This window comes from Pannonibacter sp. I15F10I1, assembly GCF_900185665.1.
Classification (GTDB): domain Bacteria; phylum Pseudomonadota; class Alphaproteobacteria; order Rhizobiales; family Stappiaceae; genus Pannonibacter; species Pannonibacter indicus.
Map to the genome: position 1 here is coordinate 129,073 of NZ_FYAN01000028.1, position 21,243 is coordinate 150,315.

A 21,243-nucleotide genomic window follows, 5' to 3' on the forward strand; every position below is an offset into this window, starting at 1 on the left:
CGAATCCCGATGAGCCAAGCTCAGCGGGATTCGGTCTGGCTTCAGAACCAGGCCTTGGCGGCAATCGCTGCCAGAGACAGGGCGATGATCCAGAGCGCAATGCGGCCCGAGCGGTTGTGGCGGGCTTCGGAGCGGCCGATGGCCTCCGCCGTGGCGGCATCAAAGCGCAGCCCTTCGTGGGCCATCTTTTCCAGCTCTTCCGACATGCGCCCCACCCGGTCTGCAAAGATCGGCAGGTCGCTGGCGATGCGGCCGAGCGCATTCACGGCGGCCCCGGCATCGCGCAGCCGGCCGGCCGGCCCCAGATGCTGGGCGATCCAGGCGCCCACAACGGGCTCTGCGGTGCGCCACATGTCGAGGCGCGGGTTCAGCGTCCGGGCGACGCCCTCCACCACCACCATCGTCTTTTGAAGCATGATCAGCTGCGGCTGCGTGTGCATCTGGAACAGCTCCGTCACCTCGAACAGCTGGGTGAGAAGCCGCGCCATGGAAATTTCGGACGCATCATGGCCGTGGATCGGCTCGCCGATGGCGCGGATCGCCTGGGCGAACACATCCACATCCTGATCGGCGGGCACGTAACCGGCCTCGAAATGCACCTCCGCCACGCGGCGGTAGTCGCGGGTGATGAAGCCATAGAGGATTTCGGCGAGGAACCGGCGCTCCGCCTTGCCGAGGCGCCCGGTGATGCCGAAATCGACCGCCACCAGCGTGCCATCGGCCTCGACGAAGAGATTGCCCTGATGCATGTCTGCATGGAAAAAGCCGTCGCGCAGGGTGTGGCGCAGGAAGCTCTGGATCACGTTGGCGGCCAGAAGCTCCAGATCGAGGCCCTGAAGGGTCAGCCCCTCGACGTCGGACATCTTGGTGCCGTCGATCCATTCCATCGTCAGAACGCCCTTGGCGCTGCGCATCCAGTCCACGGAAGGCACGCGGAAGCCGGGATCCTCAGCAGTGTTCTCGGCCATTTCGGACAGGGCGGCCGCTTCCAGGCGGAAATCCATCTCCAGCGCCACGGAGCGGGCCAGCGTGTCGACCACAGCCAGCGGCCGCAGGCGGCGGGAGGGCTCGTGGAAGCGCTCGGCGAGGCGTGCGACCAGATAAAAGCTCTCCAGATCGCGCTGGAAGCGGCGGGCGACACCCGGCCGAAGCACCTTGACGGCCATCTTGCGCAGGGAGCCGTCGCTCTGGCGCACCATGGCGGGATGAACCTGCGCGATGGAGGCGGCGGCCACCGGCTCGCCGAACTCGACGAAAACCTCGCGCACCGGCCGCATCAGCTGCTCGGCCACCCAGGCCTCGGCCTCGCTCTGGCTGAAGGCGGGCAGCCGGTCCTGCAGATAGGCAAGCTCCGCCGCCGCTTCCTTGCCGACCACATCGGCGCGGGTGGCGAGAAACTGGCCAAGCTTCACATAGGACGGCCCCAGCCGGTTCATCGCATCGGACAGGCGCGAGCGGGCGCTCTTGTCGCGCACGGAGCGGCGCTCGAACAGGCGGGCAAAGCGCAGCGCCAGCCGGGCTGCGGGCGGCAGGTCCGGAATGTTGAACAGGCCGAAGACGCCTTCACGCGCCAGAACGAAACCGGCCTGCGCCAGACGCAGCAAGGGACGGATTGCAAGGGCCATGGATCAGAGTTTCCAGCCCGAGTGCAGGGCGGCAATGCCGCCGGTGTAGTTGCGGTAGGTCACCCGCTCGAAACCGGCGGTGCGGATCATCTGCGCAAAGCGTTCTTGATTGGGGAACTTGCGGATGGATTCCACGAGGTAACGATAGGGTTCACCATCGCCTGTCACCGCCTGCCCCATCGCCGGAATGGCGTGGAAGGAGAAGGCATCATAGATCTTGTCGAGGCCGGGCATGTCGACCTCGGAAAATTCGAGGCACAGGAAGCGGCCGCCGCGCTTCAGCACGCGGTAGGCTTCCGAAAGCGCCTTGCCGATTTCCGGCACGTTGCGGATGCCGAAGGCGATCGTATAGGCGTCAAAGCTGCGGTCCGGGAACGGCAGAACTTCCGCATTGCCCTGCGAGAAGCGGATGGAGCCGGAAAGCCCCGCCTTGTCCGCCCGGTCCTGCCCCACGGCCAGCATGGAGCCGTTGATGTCCAGCACCACGGCTTCCACCGCACGGCCCGAGCGCTCGACGATGCGCGTGGCAATGTCACCGGTGCCGCCGGCCACATCCAGCACCTTCCAGCCGCGGCCCGGTGTGTGCGGAGGGGCAAGGGTGGAGACCATCGCATCCTTCCACACCCGGTGCAGGCCGCCGGACATCAGATCATTCATGATGTCATAGCGGGTGGCGACCTTGTGGAACACGTCGTTGACGAGGCCCTGCTTCTCGCCTTCGCGCACGGTGCGGAAGCCGAAGCTGGTCGGCATGTCCTCGGGCGCGCGGCTGGAGGCATAGGCGCCTGCGGAGGAAAAGCCAGTTTCGTCGGTCATGCGGGTCACTCCCTGAATGACGGTCACGGAAGCAGCACTGCTGCCGCAACGCGCGGCCCGGGGCCGGTGTTCCGGGTACGGGCCACAATTGCGCGGACCTTAGTACAAGCCGCAGGCCAGCGCCATTGTTGCGCCGGGCCCGCGTCTCATATAGGCGGTTTGTGCAGTCCATATAGTCTTTTGCTCAAGATCGGTAGGTCCTCCCATGCCCGAATTGCCCGAGGTCGAGACGGTCAGGCGCGGCCTGCAGCCGGATTTCGAAGGCGCGCGCATCCTGAAACTCGAATGCCGCCGCCCGGATCTGCGCTTTCCCTTCCCCGAGCGCTTCGTGGAGCGGCTGGAGGGGCGGATTGTCACAGCCCTTTCCCGCCGGGCGAAATATCTGCTGGCCGATCTCGACAGCGGCGAGGTGCTGGTCATGCATCTGGGCATGTCCGGCTCCTTCCGGGTGGAACAGCAGGCGGACAGCCATATGCCGGGCGACTTCACTCATGCCCGCTCGCGTGATGAAAAGCACGATCATGTGGTGTTCCACCTCTCCGCCCCCGGCAGTCAGGGACCGGAAGCGGCAAGCCGGATTGTCTATAATGACCCGCGCCGCTTCGGTTTCATGCAGCTGGTGGCCCGCAGCGGCCTCAGCTCCCATCCGCTCTTCGCCGCCATGGGCATCGAGCCGCTTGGCAATGCGCTCAACGCGGATCTGCTCGACCAGCTGTTTGCAGGCAAGTCCGCGCCATTGAAGGCAGCGCTTCTGGATCAGCGGCTGATCGCCGGGCTTGGCAATATCTATGTCTGCGAGGCGCTGTGGCGCTCCGGCCTCAGTCCGGAGCGGGCGGCGGGTGACATAACGGGGCCGGGCAAGGCGCGGGTGGCCGCACGCGAGCGGCTGGCAGCTGCAATCCGCAAAGTGCTGGAAGAGGCGATTGCCGCCGGCGGCTCCACCCTGCGCGACCATGCGCAGACCGACGGCACGCTCGGCTATTTCCAGCACAGCTTTGCCGTCTATGGCCGCGAGGGCGAGCCCTGCCGCACGGAAGGCTGCAAGGGTACGGTTCTGCGGCTGGTGCAGTCGGGCCGGTCCACCTTCCACTGCGCGAAGTGCCAGCGCTGAGGCTCCGCCAAAAAGGCGGGAGGGCAGCGCCTTGCACGTGTGCGGCGCGTCAGCTACCCCTTGTTGCCATGGCCCGGCCAGCGGGGCACCACCGGGTGCCGCCGCCGGGCGCTGCCACAGGGGCATAGCCCGTCAGCGGAGGACTGCAATGGCATATGAGAACATCCTGACCGAAAAGCGCGGCAAGGTGGGCATCATCACGCTCAACCGGCCCAAGGCCCTCAACGCTCTGAACGCGGCCCTGATGGCTGAAGTGGCGGCAGCGCTTGACGCCTACGAGGCGGATGAGCGCGTCGGCTGCGTCATCATCACCGGTTCGCAGAAGGCTTTTGCCGCCGGGGCGGACATCAAGGAGATGCAGCCCTTCGATTTCGCCAAGGCCTACATGACCGATCTCATTACTCCGTGGGACCGGGTGGCGCGCAACCGCAAGCCGGTGATTGCAGCGGTGGCCGGCTATGCGCTGGGCGGCGGCTGCGAGCTTGCCATGATGTGCGATTTCATCCTGGCCGCCGACAATGCCAAGTTCGGCCAGCCGGAGATCACCCTCGGCGTTCTGCCGGGGGCCGGCGGCACCCAGCGCCTCACCCGCTTCATCGGCAAGTCCAAGGCCATGGAAATGTGCCTGACCGGCCGGCTGATGGATGCAGTGGAGGCCGAGCGCTGCGGCCTCGTCTCCCGCATCGTGCCGCTGGATGACCTCATGGAGGAGGCCATGAAGGCGGCGGAGAAGATTGCCGACTTCTCGATGCCCGTGGTGATGATGACCAAGGAAAGCGTCAACCGCGCCTACGAGACGACGCTGGGCGAGGGCATCCGCTTCGAGCGCCGCATGTTCCATGCGGCCTTTGCCACGGAAGACCAGAGCGAGGGCATGGCCGCTTTCATCGAAAAGCGCACGCCCCAGTTCCGCAACAAATGACGCTTTGACTCGGGTTTTGGCATTGACGGACCGGTTGGGCGGGACTATAAGCCTCGGCCAACCGGTGGCGATCAAATCGCCGCCGCATTCGTTTGACGCGGGGCAGTTTCAGGCCTATGTCTGCCGCCCCGATGTTCTACGGAATTTTTGTTTCACACTCGGACCAGGATTGAGCCAATGGCCAACACTCCCTCGGCCACCAAGGCGGCCCGCAAGATTGCCCGCCGGACGGCTGTTAACAAGGCACGGCGGAGCCGCGTGCGCACCTATCTGCGCAAGGTCGAGGAAGCCATTGCTTCCGGCGATTACAACGCTGCCACCGAAGCTCTCAAGGCTGCCCAGCCGGAGCTGATGCGCGCTGCTTCCAAGGGCGTCGTTCACGGCAACACCGCCTCGCGCAAGGTGTCCCGTCTGAACGCCCGCGTGAAGGCTCTGCAGGCCTGATAACGCCCGTCATAAAATCTTCAAAACCCGGCCCGAAAGGCCGGGTTTTTTGTTGCCTGAACGGCACATGAAAAAATTCTCACGATAAAACTATCACTGTATACCAGCAAATACTCATGCCGGGCTTTGTCAGTTTTTTCTCATATTTTTCAAATGGTTATGGGCATGTCGGGTTAGGCGTGGCCTCCCCCGCCCGATTCAACCTGAGTCAAGTACGTGGCGAAGTTTTTTTTTGGAGAAGTGCCAGCCTGTTGACCCCCCCTGAGCACATCAAGAAAAGGCCTTGAGTCAGAACGGATTTGACCCGGAAGCTGCTCACGAAGGTGTTAATCTGACGGCGCGAAAAGGCTGCCCGCGGCCATTTTGTTAATAGGCAACTGTTGCCGCGTTCCGGCTGCCTGTGTATGTTCAATCCATCGGGGCAAGCTCGAAATTTAAATAAAAAGCACCGCAAAACATGGACCAGAAAAATGGCAAGGCAGGCAAAGAGACATAACTGGCAGAGTTCAGGAACAGTTTCCTTGCGTACCAATGTTATTTTTACGGGTCGAGCGAACATAGAGCTTTTCTAAACCCGAATTTCTCCTCAGACTTTGTTATCGATGGCGCGCAATACACGATATTGCGAAGGGGGTCTTTTGTCGAATTCTATGCCTTATGCGGGCGACGTTGACGTCAAGGCGGCTTATGAGGCGCTGAGTGCCAGCCCTAATACTGTGCTGGTTGATGTGCGTACCCGGGCCGAATGGAATTTCGTCGGCGTACCTGATCTCCGTGCCCTTGGTAAGGAGGTCGTCTTTACCGAATGGCAGGGTTTTCCGGCCGGTTCACCCGTTCCGGACTTCGTTGCCACACTTTCGGCCGAACTGGAGCGGAAAGGACTGGACAAAACGGTTCAGATCTATTTTCTGTGCCGCTCCGGCGCCCGGAGCCTGAATGCAGCCATTGCGATGACGCAGGCAGGATACGGGTCGTGCTTCAACATTGCCGATGGTTTCGAGGGCCCGCTTGACGGGACCGGTCACCGGGGCAGTGCCGGCGGATGGAAGGCCTGCGGCCTTCCCTGGATCCAGAGCTAGGATCCTTCTTTAGACACTCAGGCAGACCCAACGGGACCACCTCCCCTGGTCCCGGCAGGTTCTGCCGTTCTTGAAACACGGGACAGCCCTCCGGGCGTCCCGACCGTATGAAACGGGAAAGCGGCTGTGGCGGACTGCTTTCCGGAACGAACGAGAGGCGAGGCGACATGCAAGTTCAGGAAGATATGGGCGCTGAACAATGGAACCGCGTCAAAAAAAGCCTGCGGGCCGAGCTGGGCGATGACGTCTTCTCCAGCTGGTTTGCACGCGTTGACCTGGAAGAAAATGCAGATGGCACCGTGCGTCTGTCCGTACCCACACGCTTTCTGAAGCAGTGGATCCAGTCTCATTACCGCGACAGGCTGATGGGCCTATGGAAGCGTGAATGCGAAAACGTGCATCGCATCGAACTGACCGTGCGCGGCGCCATGCGCCCCCGTCAGGTCGAGATGCCGATGGCCAGCAGCAGCAGCCTTTCTGCGCCCGCCCGCCCTGTGGCTGCAGCTGCCGCCGAGGCGCGTCCGATTTCGCTGAGCGAGCCGACCAATGCGGTTGCCGCTGCGCAGGCCGCCACCGCCGCGCTTGCCCGTGCCGAAGCCGACATGGGCAGCCGCGACGTGCTGCAGGGTGCAGCGCTCGATCCGAAATACACGTTCGAGACCTTTGTCGAAGGCGAGTCCAACGGGCTGGCGCTGGCTGCTGCCAAGCAGGTGGCTGCCGGTGGCGCCGTCACCTTCAACCCGCTCTATCTTCATGCCTCGGTCGGCCTCGGCAAGACCCACCTGATGCAGGCCGTTGCCGCCAAGGCGCGTGCTTCTGGCCGCAAGGTGCTCTATCTGACCGCCGAGCATTTCATGTACCGTTTCGTTGCGGCGCTGAAGGCCCAGTCGGCCCTGTCCTTCAAGGAAACCCTGCGCAGCATCGACCTTCTGCTGATCGACGACATGCAGTTCCTGCATGGCAAGCAGGTGCAGCAGGAATTCTGCCACACGCTGAACGCCCTCATCGACGGCGCCCGTCAGGTCATCGTGGCTGCAGACCGCGCCCCGTCCGAACTGGACACGCTGGATGACCGGGTGCGCTCGCGCCTGTCCGGTGGCCTGGTTGTCGGCATCAACGAGCCGGACTTTTCCCTGCGCCGCAACATCCTGTCGGCCCGCGTGGCCAATCTGAAGAAGTCCTACCCGGCCTTCTCCGTTCCCGACACGGTTCTGGACTATGTGGCCCGCCACGTGGTGTCCTCCGGCCGCGACCTTGAAGGCGCGCTGAACCGGCTCGTTGCCCATAACCAGCTCACCAACCAGCCGGTGACGCAGGAAATGGCCGAGATGACCCTGCGGGACCTCATCCGCTCCAGCGAACCGCGCCGGGTGAAGATCGAGGACATCCAGCGGATCGTCTCCAAGCACTATAATGTGACCAAGGCCGACCTGCTGTCGGCCCGCCGCACCCGCACCATCGTGCGTCCGCGCCAGATCGCCATGTATCTGGCCAAGGTGATGACGCCGCGCTCCCTGCCGGAAATCGGCCGCCGCTTCGGCAACCGCGATCACACCACGGTTCTGCATGCCGTGCGCAAGATCGAGGAAATGGCCCGCGCCGATGTGAGCCTGGCGCAGGAGCTGGAGCTGCTGAAGCGCATGCTGGACGCGTGAGCCCAAAGGCTTGCGTGAAGACTTGGGATAGCGGGGGAAACTGCCGCCGTCCTTGCGAAGATTGATGTTTTGAGGGCGTCCAACCGGGCGCCCTCTTGCATTTTGTGGCCATAAAGGGCAGGTTCGATGCCCCGCTCCTGCCCTGCCGGAGCATACGGTTTCCTGCGTCAGGCCGCCCGGTCTGACCGTCACGAGTACACGGAAGACGCGCATGAAAGCGACCCTCGAACGGACCGACCTGCTCAAGTCCCTGACCCACGTGCACCGGGTTGTCGAGCGCCGCAACACGATCCCGATCCTGTCGAACGTGCTGCTGCGCGCCGATCAGGGCTCGCTCAAGCTCAAGGCGACGGACCTTGACCTTGAGGTCGTGGAGACGGTGCCTGCGATGATCGAGCGGCCCGGCGCGACGACCGTGCCCGCGCACATGATCTATGACATCGTGCGCAAGCTGCCCGAGGGCTCGCAGGTCGTGCTGGAAACCTCCAGCGACAACGCCACGCTGGAACTGAGGGCCGGGCGCTCGCGCTTTGCGCTGCAGATGCTGCCCGAGACGGATTTCCCGGATCTGACGGCCGGCACCTTCACCCACCAGTTCACGCTGGCAGGCGGTGCGATCCGCAAGCTGATCGACACCACCCAGTTCGCCATCTCCACCGAGGAGACGCGCTACTATCTGAACGGCATCTACCTGCACACGGTTGCCGGGGAGCAGGGCCAGATGGTGCGTGCGGTTGCCACCGACGGACATCGCCTCGCCCAGGCCGAAGTGCCCGCGCCGCAGGGCGCTGCCGGCATGCCGGGCATCATCGTGCCGCGCAAGACGGTGGGCGAAGTCCAGAAGCTGCTGGAGGACCGCGAGGCCGAGGTGACGGTGGAGATCTCCGACACCAAGATCCGCATCACCAACGGGCCGGTGGTTCTGACGTCCAAGCTGATCGACGGAACCTTCCCGGATTATGGCCGCGTCATTCCGCAGCACAATGACAAGGAAATGCGCGTCGACCGGGACGAGTTCAAGGAAGCGGTGGACCGCGTGTCGACCATTTCCTCCGAGCGTGGCCGGGCCGTGAAGCTGTCCATGTCGGAAGGCCGTCTTGTGCTCGCCGTGAACAACCCGGACTCGGGCAGTGCAACGGAAGAACTCGCCGTCGAATATGATGCCGAGCCGATGGAAATCGGCTTCAACTCCCGCTATCTGCTGGACATCGCCGCTCAGCTGACGGGCGACACCGCCCTGTTCCGCCTGGCAGATTCCGGCTCTCCCACCCTCGTTCAGGACAACGCCACCGGCGACAGCCTCTTCGTGCTGATGCCGATGCGGGTGTGAGGGGTCCCTTAAGGGGGATACTTGGTTCAAACAGTACCGTCAGGCACCAGCTCCTCTCCCCCCTTGAGGGGGAGATGCCCCCGGCAGGGGGCAGAGGGGGGTAACGGCCTGTCAGGTTTTTCAGAAGGCTAAGCCTTGTTGAAGCGCCGCCACCCCCCTCTGTCTGCTGGCGCAGACATCTCCCCCTCAAGGGGGGAGAGGGGTGCTGCGGCGGTATTTCAGGCGTGCCGGCCAGGCCTTCCGGATACTACAGTCCCAATGCCTCTCCGTCCTGCCACAGCCCCTTGCCATGATGGGGCACCATGACCGGCATCAGCCAGGTGGCGATTGAGCGCCTCACGCTGACGGATTTCCGCAACTATGCGCATTTCGCCCTGTCGCCGGAGCGGAAGCTCGTGGCGCTGGCCGGAAACAACGGCATCGGCAAGACCAACATTCTCGAAGCCATCTCCCTCCTGACCGCGGGCCGCGGCCTGCGCCGCGCCAGCCTGCCGGATATTGCCCGGCGCGGCGGCGAGGGCGGGTTTGCCGTCAACGCGCTGATCACCGGCCCCCTGGGCGAAACGCGGCTCGGCACGGGCTACGGTCCGGGCGACAGCGGGCGGCGGGTGCGGATCGATGGCACGGAAGCGCGCTCCTCCGAAGCGCTGCTGGAGTATCTGCGCGTCCTCTGGCTGGTTCCGGCCATGGACGGGCTGTTCACGGGACCGGCCGGAGACCGGCGCCGCTTTCTCGACCGGTTGACGCTGTCGATCGATCCGGCGCATGGGCGGCGGGTGAATGACTTCGACAAGGCCCTGCGCCATCGCAACAAGCTGCTGGAAGACGGCGGTTCCCCGGCCTGGCTGGAGGCCATCGAGGCACAGGTGGCGGAACTCGGCGTGGCGCTGGCGCTCGCCCGGCGCGAGACCGTCAGCCTGCTGCAGGGGCGGATCGAGGCGCTGGACCAGTTGGGCCTGCCCTTCCCCCGTGCCCTGCTCGTGCTGGACGGGGAATTCGAGAGCGAGGCCACCGGCCTTGCGGCGAGCGATCAGGAAGACCTGCTGCGCCGCCGCTTGCGCGAGGGCCGGGCGCGCGACCGGGCGGCGGGGCGCACCCTGACCGGCCCGCACCGCAGTGATCTTCTCGTCACCCATGCGGCCAAGGTGATGCCCGCAGCTCTCGCCTCCACCGGAGAGCAGAAGGCACTGCTGATCGGGCTGGTGCTCGCCCACGCGGACCTGACGGCGGCTGTCTCGGGCATGACGCCCATCCTGCTTCTGGACGAGGTGGCGGCGCATCTGGACCCGGGGCGGCGCGAGGCACTGTTTGCCCGCCTGACCGCACTGGAAGCCCAGGTCTTCATGACGGGTACGGACAAGGCCCTGTTCGATGCTCTGCCGGACAGCGGCGAGATCCATCTTCTGGGCAGCTGAGCGGCGGACGGCATGCTGCCGCAGCGCAACATCCGCCCTTAAAAGGCCGGTTTCCTATGGTTTTTCCACTGGTGAAACCCCTCATGCCCGGCCATTTGGCCGGGTTGGTTGAACCCTCCGGCCAGTGCCGTATAAGGGTACATTGATCCCCTGGACCGAATGGTGACTGATTCGGATGAGCGATACTTCGATTCCCGAGAACACCCCGTCTGCGGAAAGCTCTGCAGCACAGGAATATGGCGCTGACAGCATCAAGGTGCTGAAGGGCCTCGACGCTGTGCGCAAGCGCCCGGGCATGTACATCGGTGACACCGACGACGGCTCCGGCCTGCACCACATGGTTTATGAGGTTGTCGACAACGCCATCGATGAGGCACTGGCCGGCCATGCCGACCATGTGACCGTGACCCTCAACGCCGATGGCTCCGTCACAGTGACGGACAACGGCCGCGGCATTCCGACCGACCTGCACCCGCAGGAAGGCGTCTCTGCGGCTGAAGTCATCATGACCCAGCTGCACGCGGGCGGAAAGTTCGACCAGAATTCCTACAAGGTTTCCGGCGGCCTGCACGGCGTGGGCGTGTCCGTGGTGAATGCCCTGTCCACCTGGCTGGACCTGCGCATCTGGCGCAGTGGCAACGAGCATTACATGCGCTTCCGCCATGGCGATGCCGAAGCCCCGCTGAAGGTGACGGGACCTGCCAATGGCCGCAAGGGCACGGAAGTCACCTTCCTGCCTTCGACCGAGACCTTCACCAAGACCGAGTTCGATTTCGACACGCTGGAGCATCGCCTGCGGGAGCTGGCGTTCCTGAATTCCGGCGTGCGCATTCTGCTGACCGACAAGCGCGGCGTCGAGCCGCGCGTGGTCGAGCTGTTCTATGAGGGCGGCCTTGAAGCCTTCGTGCGCTATCTCGACCGGGCCAAGCACCCGCTGCTGGACGCGCCGATTTACATGACGGCCGAACGTGACGGCATCACGGTCGAAGTCGCCATGTGGTGGAACGACAGCTATCACGAGCAGGTGCTGTGCTTCACCAACAACATCCCCCAGCGCGACGGCGGCACCCATCTGGCCGGCTTCCGTGGGGCGCTGACCCGTCAGGTCACCGGTTACGCGGAAAGCTCCGGCCTTCTGAAGAAGGAAAAGGTGTCGCTGACCGGCGATGACTGCCGCGAGGGCCTGACCTGCGTTCTCTCCGTCAAGGTGCCGGACCCGAAGTTCTCGTCCCAGACGAAGGACAAGCTGGTGTCCTCCGAAGTGCGCCCGGTGGTGGAGAACATCATCAACCAGGCGCTGGCCGAATGGCTGGAGGAAAACCCGGCCAAGGCGAAGTCGCTGGTGTCCAAGGTGGTGGAAGCCGCTTCGGCCCGTGAAGCGGCGCGCAAGGCGCGCGAGCTGACCCGCCGCAAGGGCGCGCTCGACATCGCTTCCCTGCCCGGCAAGCTCGCCGACTGTCAGGAGCGCGATGCCTCCAAGGCCGAACTGTTCCTCGTCGAGGGTGACTCGGCAGGCGGCTCGGCCAAGCAGGGCCGCCACCGCGAGAACCAGGCCGTGCTTCCGCTGCGCGGCAAGATCCTCAACGTGGAGCGTGCGCGCTTCGACAAGATGCTCTCTTCCAACGAAATCGGCACGCTGATCACCGCGCTCGGCACCGGCATCGGCAAGGAAGAGTTCAATGTCGAGAAGCTGCGCTACCACAAGATCATCATCATGACGGACGCCGACGTGGACGGCGCCCACATCCGCACCCTGCTGCTGACCTTCTTCTTCCGGCAGATGCCGGAGCTGATCGAGCGCGGCTACATCTATATTGCCCAGCCGCCGCTCTACAAGGTGAAGCGCGGCCAGTCGGAGCAGTATCTCAAGGACCAGACGGCGCTTGAGAACTATCTGATCGGCACCGGCCTTGAAGACACGTCCCTGGCGCTTGCCAATGGCGAAGTGCGCATGGGCGCGGACCTGCGGCAGGTGGTGGAGCAGGCACGCGCCATCAGCGGCATTCTCGACGGCCTGCACTCGCGCTATGACCGTGCGGTGGTGGAACAGGCGGCGATTGCCGGTGCGCTCAATCCGGACACGCTCAACGACCGGGAAAAGGGCGAGGAGGCGGCTGCCTATATCGCCCGCCGTCTCGACATTCTCGCCGATGAATTCGAGCGGGGCTGGACGGCCGAGGTGCGCGATGACGGCGCGCTCGTCTTCCGCCGCACCGTGCGCGGCGTGGATGAGGTGGCCACCATCGATCCGGCGCTTCTGGCCTCGGCCGATGCCCGCCGCCTCGATGCCCATTCGGCCCATCTCAACGAGATCTACGGCAAGGCCGCGGTTCTGCGCCGCAAGGAAACCGAGACGGCGATCCGCGGGCCGCAGGCGCTGCTGTCCACCATCTTCGCCCTCGGCCGCAAGGGCCTCAGCCTGCAGCGCTACAAGGGCCTGGGCGAGATGAACCCGGAGCAGCTGTGGGAGACGACGCTGGACCCGAACGTCCGCTCGCTGCTGCAGGTGAAGGTCAAGGAAGCCGATGCGGCCGATGACATCTTCACCAAGCTGATGGGTGACGAAGTGGAACCGCGCCGCGAGTTCATCCAGGACAACGCCCTCAGCGTTGCCAATCTGGACGTGTGATGCCGGATCCGGCGGGCTGACCCGCCGGATTTCCTCCCGCAGGAGCGGACTTCGTCCCAGCGCGGATGTCTCAGGCCCAGTTCACGCCCTGTTTACGCCCCCTTGCGGGCCAGCGCCTGGGCGATTTCCTGATCAATGATGATGGTGCGGGCAAGACCTGCCTTCATCACCGCTTTCAGGGGCTCGGTCTTGCGGGCGCCGGAAGCGATGATGACATTGGTGCCGCGTTTCAGTGCCTCGAAGGAGATGCCGACGCGGCGCTCGTTGAGGGCGCAGTCCACGAGAGAGCCGTCTGCGGCGAGCAGAAAGCCGCCGATTTCGCTCACTGCCCCGGCCCGGATGGCCTCTTTCACCTCTGAAGCGCCGATGCCCGCCAGCCTGAAGAAGGTGCCGCCCGGCTGCACGCCGCCGCAGCTCAGCAGATTGAGCGCTGCCGTCTCTCCCTTGTCCAGCATCGCCCGCAGCACCGGGTCCTGCTCCAGTGCCTGGCGCGTTTGCGGGCTGCCGACGTGGCTCGGCAGGGGCAGGGTGCGGGCCGGGCAGCCGATGGTGGCGGCCAGTTGCAGAGCCACCGAATAGGAACTCACCCCATCGTCGATGGATGAGGCGCCAATCATTGCCACCACGAGGCAGTCGCTTTTGGAAAGCTGGCGCATGGCATCGGCCATGCGGGCAATGGTCCGTCCGCCGGCAACGCCCAGGATCATGTCCGGCGTGCTCAACAGAATGCGGGACAGGTAATTGCTGGCGGCAATGCCGACCGACTCGCGCCCCAGCCGCTCGGCCAGCTCCGGCTCCGAGGACTGGGCTTCGAGCGGCGGCGTCAGCACGCATTCCTCCACCCCGTAGCGCTGGCTGATCCAGTCGCTGAGCGCGAGGGTTTCCGCCATTTCATGCTCGACGGAGATCTTCACCAGCCCCGTGTCGCGGGCCTGTGCCAGCAGCCGGGTGACCTTGGTGCGCGACAGATTGAGCCGCCGGGCCACCTGTTCCTGCCCCAGTCCATGGACGTAATAGAGCCATGCGGCGAGCACGCCCAGATCATCATCACCGGACTTGGGTCTTGCCATGTTTCCTCCCTCGAGACTTGCCGGAACATTTCACCTTGCATCTAGATGATGCAGACAGCGCGCCACAGCAACCTGAACAAATGTTTAACCGGAGCACACTTGACACATATCCACCTCCGGGTTTAGACAAAAGTGCATAAGATGCACATTTGACCGATCCTTTGCCGGATTGAGATCTGTGCATCAGGCTGGCGGAGAGTGCGGCAGGCGCCCTGGAGGGAGAGCGCAAGCGGCATCAAGACCTCTCCGTCCCGGGCAGGCCCGGACGCCTGGCCAGAACTTCGGGAGGAGGAAATCATGGATAGCCTGTTGTCAGGGTTGAAGACTGTCGTCGACGGATTGGGCGCGACGGTTCTGCTGCCGATCATCATCTTCATCATTGCCGTGGTTCTGGGCGCCCGCCCGGGCAAGGCGTTCCGCGCCGGTGTCACCATCGGTGTCGCCTTCATCGGCATCAATCTCGTCATCGGCCTGATGTGGACCAACCTCAGCGAGGTGGCGCAGGCCATTGCCACGAACACCGGCGTCACCCGCGACATCGTCGATGTGGGCTGGCCGTCTTCGGCCGCCATTGCCTTCGGCTCGCAGGTCGGCCTCTGGATCATCCCTATCGGCATTGCCGTCAATGTCGTGATGCTGCTCGCCGGCCTCACCCGCACGCTGAACGTGGATGTGTGGAATTTCTGGCACTTTGCCTTCGTCGGCTCGCTGGTGGTCGCGGCCACCAATTCGCTCGGCATGGGCCTTGCCGCTGCCGCCATCATCGCCGTCATCTGCCTCATCTTCGCCGACTGGAGCGCCAAGGCCGTGCAGCGCTTCTATGGCCTGCCGGGTGTTTCGGTGCCGCATCTCCTGTCGGTGCAGATCCTGCCCATCGCCGTTGCCGTGAACTGGGTCATCGACCGTATCCCGGGCCTGCGTGACATCGATCTCAGCACTGATCACATCCAGGAGCGCCTTGGCGTGCTGGGTGAGCCGGTGGTTCTGGGTCTCGTCATCGGCGTGGTGCTGGGCACCATCGGTTTCTGGAACCCGGATGATATCGCCGGCATGATCACCAAGGTGCTGAAGACCGGCATCAACCTTGCCGCCGTGATGCTGCTGCTGCCGCGCATGGTGAAGATCCTGATGGAAGGCCTGATCCCGGTCTCGGAAGCCGCCCGCGACTTCGTTCAGAAGCGCGCCGGCAGCCGCCAGATCAACATCGGCCTCGACTCGGCCATTCTGATCGGCCATCCGGCGGCGATTTCCAGTTCGCTGCTGCTGGTGCCGATTGCCATCTTCCTGTCGGTGGTGCTGCCGGGCAACCGGGTCATTCTCTTCGCCGATCTGGCGGTGATCCCCTTCGTCGTGGCGCTGGCCGCACCCATCGTGCGGGGCAACGTGCTGCGCATGGTGATCATCGGCACGGTTACACTGGGCCTCGGCTTCTACATGGCTGGCGCACTGGCCCCGCTCTTCACCAAGGCTGCGGTATCCTCCGGCTTTGCCATGCCGGAAGGCGCCTCGCAGATCACGGCCATCGGTGACGGCTTTGTCTGGCTTGTCTGGGCAACGCTGGAACTGGTCCAGGTGTTCGGCATCCTCGGACTGGTGATCCTTGCCATCTGTGCTGCCGCGGCCCTGCTCGCCCTTGTCACCAAGCGCGCCACGCTGGAGAAGCTGGCAGGCGGTGAAGACGATGCTGCCAACGGAGCGAATGCATGACGCAATCCCTTGCAGACTGCGTGGTAGAGGACGGTATCTTCCTCAAGGCGCAGGCACAGGACGCAACCTCGGTGATCGGCCTTCTGGCCGGTCACCTCAGGGCCAAGGGCCTTGTCGCAGACACCTATGTGCAGGCGGTCATCGACCGGGAAAAGGTGATGCCCACCGGACTGCCGATGGAAGATGGGCTGGCGGTGGCGGTGCCCCACACTGATCCGCAGCATGTCATCCGCTCCGGCATTGCCATCGCCACGCTGGCGGAACCTGTTGCCTTTGCCAGCATGGATGATCCGGACAATCAGCTGGCCGTGCGGGTGGTTTTCGCGCTGGCGCTGAAGAGCAAGGATGAACAGATCGGCATGCTTCAATCCATCGGCAGACTGCTGCAGGATGGGGAGCGCATCCGCAAGCTGATGGACGCATCCGGCCCGCAGGAGGCGATGGCTCTCCTCAGCGCAGAATAACAACAGGAGGAAACTGATGGCGCAGACCAAGACCGTTCTCGTGGCATGCGGCACCGCCGTCGCCACATCCACCGTGGTGGCCAACAGCCTGGAAGAGGCCATGGCCGCCCGCGGCATCCGCATCGAGACCCGGCAGTGCAAGGCAACCGAGGTGCCCAGCCTGATCGATCAGGCCGATCTCGTCGTCTCCACCACGCCGCTGCCGCCCAACCTGCCCAAGCCCGCGATCGTCACGCTCGCCTTCCTTACTGGCATTGGCCGGGATGCGGAAATCGAGAAGATCGCCAAGATCCTCGCAGGCTGAGCGGACGCAAAGACCAGAAGACGGAACAGGACCGATGGAGACGATGAAGCGCCTGCGCGTTGGCGTCGAGGGGGGATTGCATGCCCGCCCGGCTGCCGAGCTCGTCCGCCTCGCCAAGGGCTTCGAGGCGGAGATCGTGATCGGCGCCGGGGCGCAGACCGCTCCGGCCCGCTCCTCGCTGAAGCTGTTGCTGCTTGGCGTCAAGGAAGGCGACGAGGTGGAGCTGCGCACCAGCGGCCCGGACGCCGCCGAGGCCCTGTCCGCCGTCTCCGGCTTTCTGTCAGGCGGAACGGCACATGAACCGGCGGAAGCGCCCGCATCCATAGCCAGCGAAGCAGTCCCGGTGCCTGCTGAGGAATGCGCTCCTGCCGCTGGCGCAGGGCCCGCTGGCGCCCTCAAAGGCATCGGTACGGGTGGCGGACCTGCCATCGGTCCGGTGTTCCATTTCATCCAGCCCGCGCTGCAGGCTCCGGCCGGCCCCACCCCGCCGGAAGCCCGCAGCGCAGAGCTGGAGAAAGTTGAGGGCGCCCGCGTCCGGCTGCTGCTGCAGATCCATGATGACGCCGCCCGCGCGGCATCGCCTCAAGCCCGAGACATTCTGACCGCCATTGCCAGTCTTGCCGAAGACGCAGACTGGGCCGCAGCCATTGCCGCCCGTGTGGCTGACGGACAACCGGCCATCACCGCCATTCTGACCGCCGGACGCGAGACGGCAGCCGCCCTCGCTGCCCTGCCGGACCCTTACGCCCGCGCCCGCGCCGAAGACATGGATGCGGTGGCCCGGCTGCTGGCACTTGCCGTCAACGGCCTGAAGCCGGTGTCTCTCGCCGATTGCCCGGAAGGGGCGGTCATTGTGGCCGGGGATCTGACCGCGCTGGAAATCGGCGCGGCAGATCTGCGCCGCACCGGCGGCCTCATCTGCCGCAACGGCTTGGCCACCAGTCATGCCGCCATTCTGGCGAAGGCCTTCGGCATTCCTGCCGTCTTCGGTGTGGCTGATCCGCAAGGCAAGCTAGCCGCAGCGGGGTCGGTCGCGCTGGATGGCACATCGGGGCTGGTCTACCCGGACCCGTCATCTGATGTCGCGGAGGAGTTCACGGCACGCTGCGCGCAGGCCCGCGCCGAGGCGGAGCGGCTCTCCGCGCTCCGGGATGTCGCGCCTGTCACGCGCGATGGCACACCGGTCATTGTGGCCGCCAACATCGGCTCGGCGAAGGACATTGAGCTGGCAAAGGAGCACGGCGCCATGGGCGTCGGCCTGATGCGCACCGAATTTCTGTTCCTGGGGCGTACCGCCCTGCCGGATGAGGAAGAACAGTTTTCCACCTACCGGACCGTGCTGGAGGCTTTCCCCGGCCATCCGGTGGTGATCCGCACCCTAGACATCGGCGGCGACAAGCCGGTGCGCGGCATTTCGGTGCCGCAGGAGGAAAATCCCTTCCTCGGCCTGCGCGGCATCCGGTTGTGCCTCGCCAATCCGGGTCTGTTCAAGGTGCAGCTGCGGGCGCTGTTGCGCGCGGCTCCTTACGGCGATCTCAAGGTGATGCTGCCCATGGTCAGCGATCCGGCGGAAATCGCCAGCACCCGCCAGCTCATCACCGTTTGCGAGGCCGAGCTGACGGCAGAGGGCAAGGCTTTCGGCAGCTTTGAGCTCGGCACCATGGTGGAAACGCCGGCCGCCGCGCTCATCGCCGATGATCTTGCGGCGGTGACAACCTTCTTCTCCATCGGCACCAATGACCTCACCCAATATGTCATGGCTGCCGACCGGATGAACCCGTCCGTCGCAAGCCTCTGCCAGACGGACCATCCGGCTGTTCTGCGCGCCATCCGCATGGTGGCGCAAGCGGCGCAGGCCCATGGCATCTGGTGCGGCATCTGCGGCGAGGCTGCGTCCGATGCAAGCCTGCTTCAAACCTTCCTCGATGCCGGCGTGCGCGAGCTCAGCATGGCGCCAGCCTCCATCCCCCGCATCAAGCAGGCCATCGGCGCTGCCACCCTCTCCTCCCCGCCTCAGATCCCCTGAGGTCAGACGCCACCTGCCCCGGAAGACCGCTTCCGGGGCATTTTTCTTGGTTAAGCCCGTGCGGCGCTTGAGCATCTTCAAGGCGTGATGCGTCAGCGTCGAAAGCCTTGGTATTACGGGGTTTCACTGGCAGGTGAAGCTCTCCGCCGAAGCCGGATCGCTGCCGGTGTAGCGGGCCACCTGCGGATGCGGGCAGAGCTTGCGCGTCACCTTGCCCAGCGCCGCGATGCCCTCCTTGTTGCCGTCCGTCACGGAGGCAATCACCGCACCGGGCGCTTCGCCCTTTTCCACCCAATCGGTCAGAGAGGCGAAAAAGTCGAAACCGTCTGCCGTGGGGCCGCTGGCGCCGTGGGGCATGCCGGCAATCCGGTAGTAGCGGATGAAGCCGTCCAGCTCCGCGCCTTTATTGGCCGAGAGTTTTTCGAACCAGGTGTCCGTGTCGCGGATCGAGAACACCGGATCACCCGCCCCATGGAACAGGACAATCTTGCCTCCGGCAGCCCGGAACGCAGTCAGATCCGGATTATCCGCGCCCGGCGGGGTCATGAACTCCATGGCGGATTCGGGAAACTCATCCGTCTTCGCAAAGATCTTCGGCGCGTCCGTGTCGAAGTTGAAGGCGGCAAGATAGGCCATCAAAGCTTCGGGCGATCCTTCGACGCGGGTGGGCGGAGTGGTGAAGATCTGCGCCAGCGAAGGAGCACCCAGCGCCACGATACGCGGCAGATTGGCAAAGGCTTCCGCTTCGCTGTTGACCCGCCACATGCGCCAGTTGGACGAGGCCATGCCGGCATCCCAGACCCAGGGGGCGTAAAGCTGCTCCCCCTTGCTGTTGTGCGGCCCCTTGAGGATCGTCTGCAGCGCATCAATCTTGGACTGGCCCAGGCAGCCGGTTTCCTGCCCGGCCTTGCAGGCAAGCGCGGAGACATCAAAGGCCTTCTGGCAGCCATCGATATCCTGCGCCAGACCATCCTTCAGGCCGTCCAACCCGTCGCAGGCGTCCAGAATTCCCCTCGCCAGAACATCCGTATCGTCCTTTGACAGGGACGTGCGGATATCACCGGAGATGGCGGCCAGTGCCTGCAGGTCGTGGGCGTGCTGCACGGCGGCCTTGGGCAGATTGAAACCGGGATAGGCAATCAGCAGCCCGTCGAAGGCATCGGGCATCCGTTCCGCAGCCACCATGGCATGGCGGCCGCCATTGGAGCTGCCAAGCCCGTAAGACCGCTGCACCGGCTGGCCGTAGAAGGCCTCGATCATCTGCAACGCCACCGGGTTGAGCCGGGCCACGGCACCATAGCCATAGTCCCTGCGGGCCTGAGGATCGAAGCCGAAGCGCGCGCCGCCCGCAAGGCCTGCATCCTTCACCGCTGCGCCATCATGCCCTGCATCACTGGAGACGACCGCATAACCGCGGCCAAGCGCCGTCTGGCTCCTGTCGCCGCCCAGCACCTGACCAAGGGCGGGCACCACGCGGCCATCATTGCCGCCATTGAACTGATGCACGAAGCCGCCGTTCCAGTTTTCCGGCAGGCGCAGTTCAAAGGAAATGGCGTAGGTCTGGCCATCCACGCCCGTGCGCTGGTCCAGCTTGCCCTGAACCGCGCAATGGGAAACGGGCGACATATCGGAGCGGCCAATCGCGGCATCCCTGGCAACCGCTTCACTGCCGGTGACGTCCAGCCCCTCGATCTGGAACAGGCCCGCAGCGGCGGCGCAATCTGCCGCCGCCTGCACGTTTTCCGTGGCTGCCACAGGCAGCAGCGGCGCCGCCAGCAGGCTGGCAAGCAAGGCTTGTCTGAATTTCATTCCGTCCTCCCGAAACAAAATCCGGTCTGCGTCGTTTCCTGCCTGTGACTCAGCTCCTCCTGTGGTCACAGCCAGCAAGTGCAGTCCGGACGCAATCCGTATTGCAGGTCGTATGCTAACGGGCGTCCTTTTGGCTGGACAAGTCAAAACCGCACTACAGCCATACGCCCGCCACCTTGCCGGCCGTGCCGCGGCGTCCGGGTTTGCACGAACTGCCGCTGTCACACGTCCGTAGTGTCATCTGACTAAACAGGCGCCCAAGGGGCGATGATTCGAAGAGGCCTGGAATGACCCCGTCGACTGTGCTTTTCGTTTGTCCGGACAACGCCCTTCTCGGGCCGCTGGCCGAAGCTTATCTGAACAGCCTTGCGCCGCAGGGGATACGTGCCTTTTCTGCGGGCCCCAATCCGCGTGGCACACTGCATCCGCTGGTGCGCCGCCTGCTGCAGGACCATGGCCTGGACGCGCAGGGCCTTGAGCCCAAGAGCTGGGACATCTTCATGCTGCCCCATGCGCCGCAGCCCGACCGCGTGGTGGCGCTGACGGACAGTGTGGCCGGCGGCCATCAGCCGGACTGGCCTGGCAACCCGCGCCGCACCCTGTGGCAGGTGGCGGCCTGCGAGGCTGACAGCCGTCCGGAAAGCCTTGCGGCCTGCAGCGAGTATTTCCGCCGCATCCGCCGCTGCATCGACCAGACGCTGGCCCAGCAGACAGCCCCCGTAGAGCGGCAGGCGCAGGAACTGCTCCTCGCATCCTGTTGAAGCCGCATGCACCTTGCCGAAACTTTCTGGTGCTAGATACCTGTTGAGCACATAGGCCGATACTTATATGCAGGCG

17 protein-coding genes are annotated in these 21,243 nt (G+C 64.6%); 13 read left to right on the forward strand and 4 right to left on the reverse strand.

Annotated features, from left to right (window positions below; translation table 11 throughout):
• Positions 1–41: 41 nt before the first annotated feature.
• Together ubiB and ubiE are read right to left on the reverse strand one after the other, a co-directional pair.
• Positions 42–1,625: a 2-polyprenylphenol 6-hydroxylase gene (gene ubiB / locus IF10I1_RS19190; protein WP_186391430.1), complete on the reverse strand. Its 1,584-nt coding sequence runs from the start codon at positions 1,623–1,625 to the stop codon at positions 42–44.
• A gap of 3 nt (positions 1,626–1,628) precedes the next feature.
• Positions 1,629–2,378 (reverse strand): bifunctional demethylmenaquinone methyltransferase/2-methoxy-6-polyprenyl-1,4-benzoquinol methylase UbiE, encoded by a 750-nt coding sequence (ubiE, locus tag IF10I1_RS19195; protein WP_186391620.1) that lies wholly within the window; start codon positions 2,376–2,378, stop codon positions 1,629–1,631.
• A 268-nt stretch (positions 2,379–2,646) separates the two neighbouring features.
• On the opposite strand from ubiE, the gene mutM reads away from it, so the two are divergent.
• The 8 genes from mutM to gyrB all read left to right on the forward strand — a co-directional run bounded on the left by mutM (position 2,647) and on the right by gyrB (position 13,026).
• Positions 2,647–3,552, forward strand: a complete 906-nt coding sequence (gene mutM / locus IF10I1_RS19200; protein ID WP_186391431.1) for a bifunctional DNA-formamidopyrimidine glycosylase/DNA-(apurinic or apyrimidinic site) lyase — start codon at positions 2,647–2,649, stop codon at positions 3,550–3,552.
• 148 nt (positions 3,553–3,700) lie between these two features.
• Positions 3,701–4,474, forward strand: coding sequence for an enoyl-CoA hydratase (locus IF10I1_RS19205; protein WP_050473626.1), 774 nt, complete (start codon positions 3,701–3,703; stop codon positions 4,472–4,474).
• Between the two features lie 177 nt (positions 4,475–4,651).
• Entirely contained in the window at positions 4,652–4,918 is a 267-nt protein-coding gene (gene rpsT, locus IF10I1_RS19210) for a 30S ribosomal protein S20 (RefSeq protein ID WP_019964246.1), read from the forward strand.
• Between the two features lie 650 nt (positions 4,919–5,568).
• A complete protein-coding gene (locus tag IF10I1_RS19215) occupies positions 5,569–5,997 on the forward strand; it encodes a rhodanese-like domain-containing protein (protein WP_186391621.1) in 429 nt (142 codons plus the stop codon).
• Positions 5,998–6,164: 167 nt separating this feature from the next.
• Positions 6,165–7,652: a chromosomal replication initiator protein DnaA gene (gene dnaA / locus IF10I1_RS19220; RefSeq protein ID WP_186391432.1), complete on the forward strand. Its 1,488-nt coding sequence runs from the start codon at positions 6,165–6,167 to the stop codon at positions 7,650–7,652.
• A gap of 211 nt (positions 7,653–7,863) precedes the next feature.
• Positions 7,864–8,982: a DNA polymerase III subunit beta gene (gene dnaN / locus IF10I1_RS19225; RefSeq protein WP_050473623.1), complete on the forward strand. Its 1,119-nt coding sequence runs from the start codon at positions 7,864–7,866 to the stop codon at positions 8,980–8,982.
• Positions 8,983–9,284: 302 nt separating this feature from the next.
• Positions 9,285–10,397 carry a DNA replication/repair protein RecF gene (recF, locus tag IF10I1_RS19230; RefSeq protein WP_186391433.1) on the forward strand — a complete coding sequence of 371 codons (1,113 nt, stop codon included), beginning with the start codon at positions 9,285–9,287 and terminating at the stop codon, positions 10,395–10,397.
• A 175-nt stretch (positions 10,398–10,572) separates the two neighbouring features.
• Complete coding sequence (gene gyrB, locus IF10I1_RS19235) at positions 10,573–13,026, forward strand: DNA topoisomerase (ATP-hydrolyzing) subunit B (RefSeq protein WP_186424613.1); 2,454 nt, start codon at positions 10,573–10,575, stop codon at positions 13,024–13,026.
• A gap of 92 nt (positions 13,027–13,118) precedes the next feature.
• On the opposite strand, the gene IF10I1_RS19240 is transcribed toward gyrB, so the two are convergent.
• Positions 13,119–14,096 (reverse strand): sugar-binding transcriptional regulator, encoded by a 978-nt coding sequence (locus IF10I1_RS19240; protein ID WP_186391434.1) that lies wholly within the window; start codon positions 14,094–14,096, stop codon positions 13,119–13,121.
• A gap of 297 nt (positions 14,097–14,393) precedes the next feature.
• Here IF10I1_RS19240 and IF10I1_RS19245 point away from each other — a divergent pair, with 297 nt between their 5' ends.
• Genes IF10I1_RS19245 through ptsP form a run of 4 tightly spaced genes read left to right on the forward strand, consistent with a single transcriptional unit; the run spans position 14,394 to position 18,597 of the window.
• Entirely contained in the window at positions 14,394–15,803 is a 1,410-nt protein-coding gene (locus IF10I1_RS19245; protein WP_186391435.1) for a PTS galactitol transporter subunit IIC, read from the forward strand.
• Positions 15,800–16,267 (forward strand): PTS sugar transporter subunit IIA, encoded by a 468-nt coding sequence (locus tag IF10I1_RS19250; RefSeq protein ID WP_122522450.1) that lies wholly within the window; start codon positions 15,800–15,802, stop codon positions 16,265–16,267. Before IF10I1_RS19245 ends, IF10I1_RS19250 begins: the two co-directional genes overlap by 4 nt.
• Before the next feature lie 16 nt (positions 16,268–16,283).
• A complete protein-coding gene (locus IF10I1_RS19255; protein ID WP_050473617.1) occupies positions 16,284–16,571 on the forward strand; it encodes a PTS sugar transporter subunit IIB in 288 nt (95 codons plus the stop codon).
• 34 nt (positions 16,572–16,605) lie between these two features.
• Positions 16,606–18,597 carry a phosphoenolpyruvate--protein phosphotransferase gene (gene ptsP, locus IF10I1_RS19260; RefSeq protein ID WP_186424614.1) on the forward strand — a complete coding sequence of 664 codons (1,992 nt, stop codon included), beginning with the start codon at positions 16,606–16,608 and terminating at the stop codon, positions 18,595–18,597.
• Positions 18,598–18,720: 123 nt separating this feature from the next.
• Here ptsP and IF10I1_RS19265 read toward each other — a convergent pair whose 3' ends face one another.
• Entirely contained in the window at positions 18,721–20,406 is a 1,686-nt protein-coding gene (locus IF10I1_RS19265) for a tannase/feruloyl esterase family alpha/beta hydrolase (RefSeq protein ID WP_208994293.1), read from the reverse strand.
• Between the two features lie 287 nt (positions 20,407–20,693).
• On the opposite strand from IF10I1_RS19265, the gene IF10I1_RS19270 reads away from it, so the two are divergent.
• Positions 20,694–21,167 carry a low molecular weight phosphatase family protein gene (locus IF10I1_RS19270; RefSeq protein ID WP_186415196.1) on the forward strand — a complete coding sequence of 158 codons (474 nt, stop codon included), beginning with the start codon at positions 20,694–20,696 and terminating at the stop codon, positions 21,165–21,167.
• Positions 21,168–21,243: the final 76 nt, after the last annotated feature.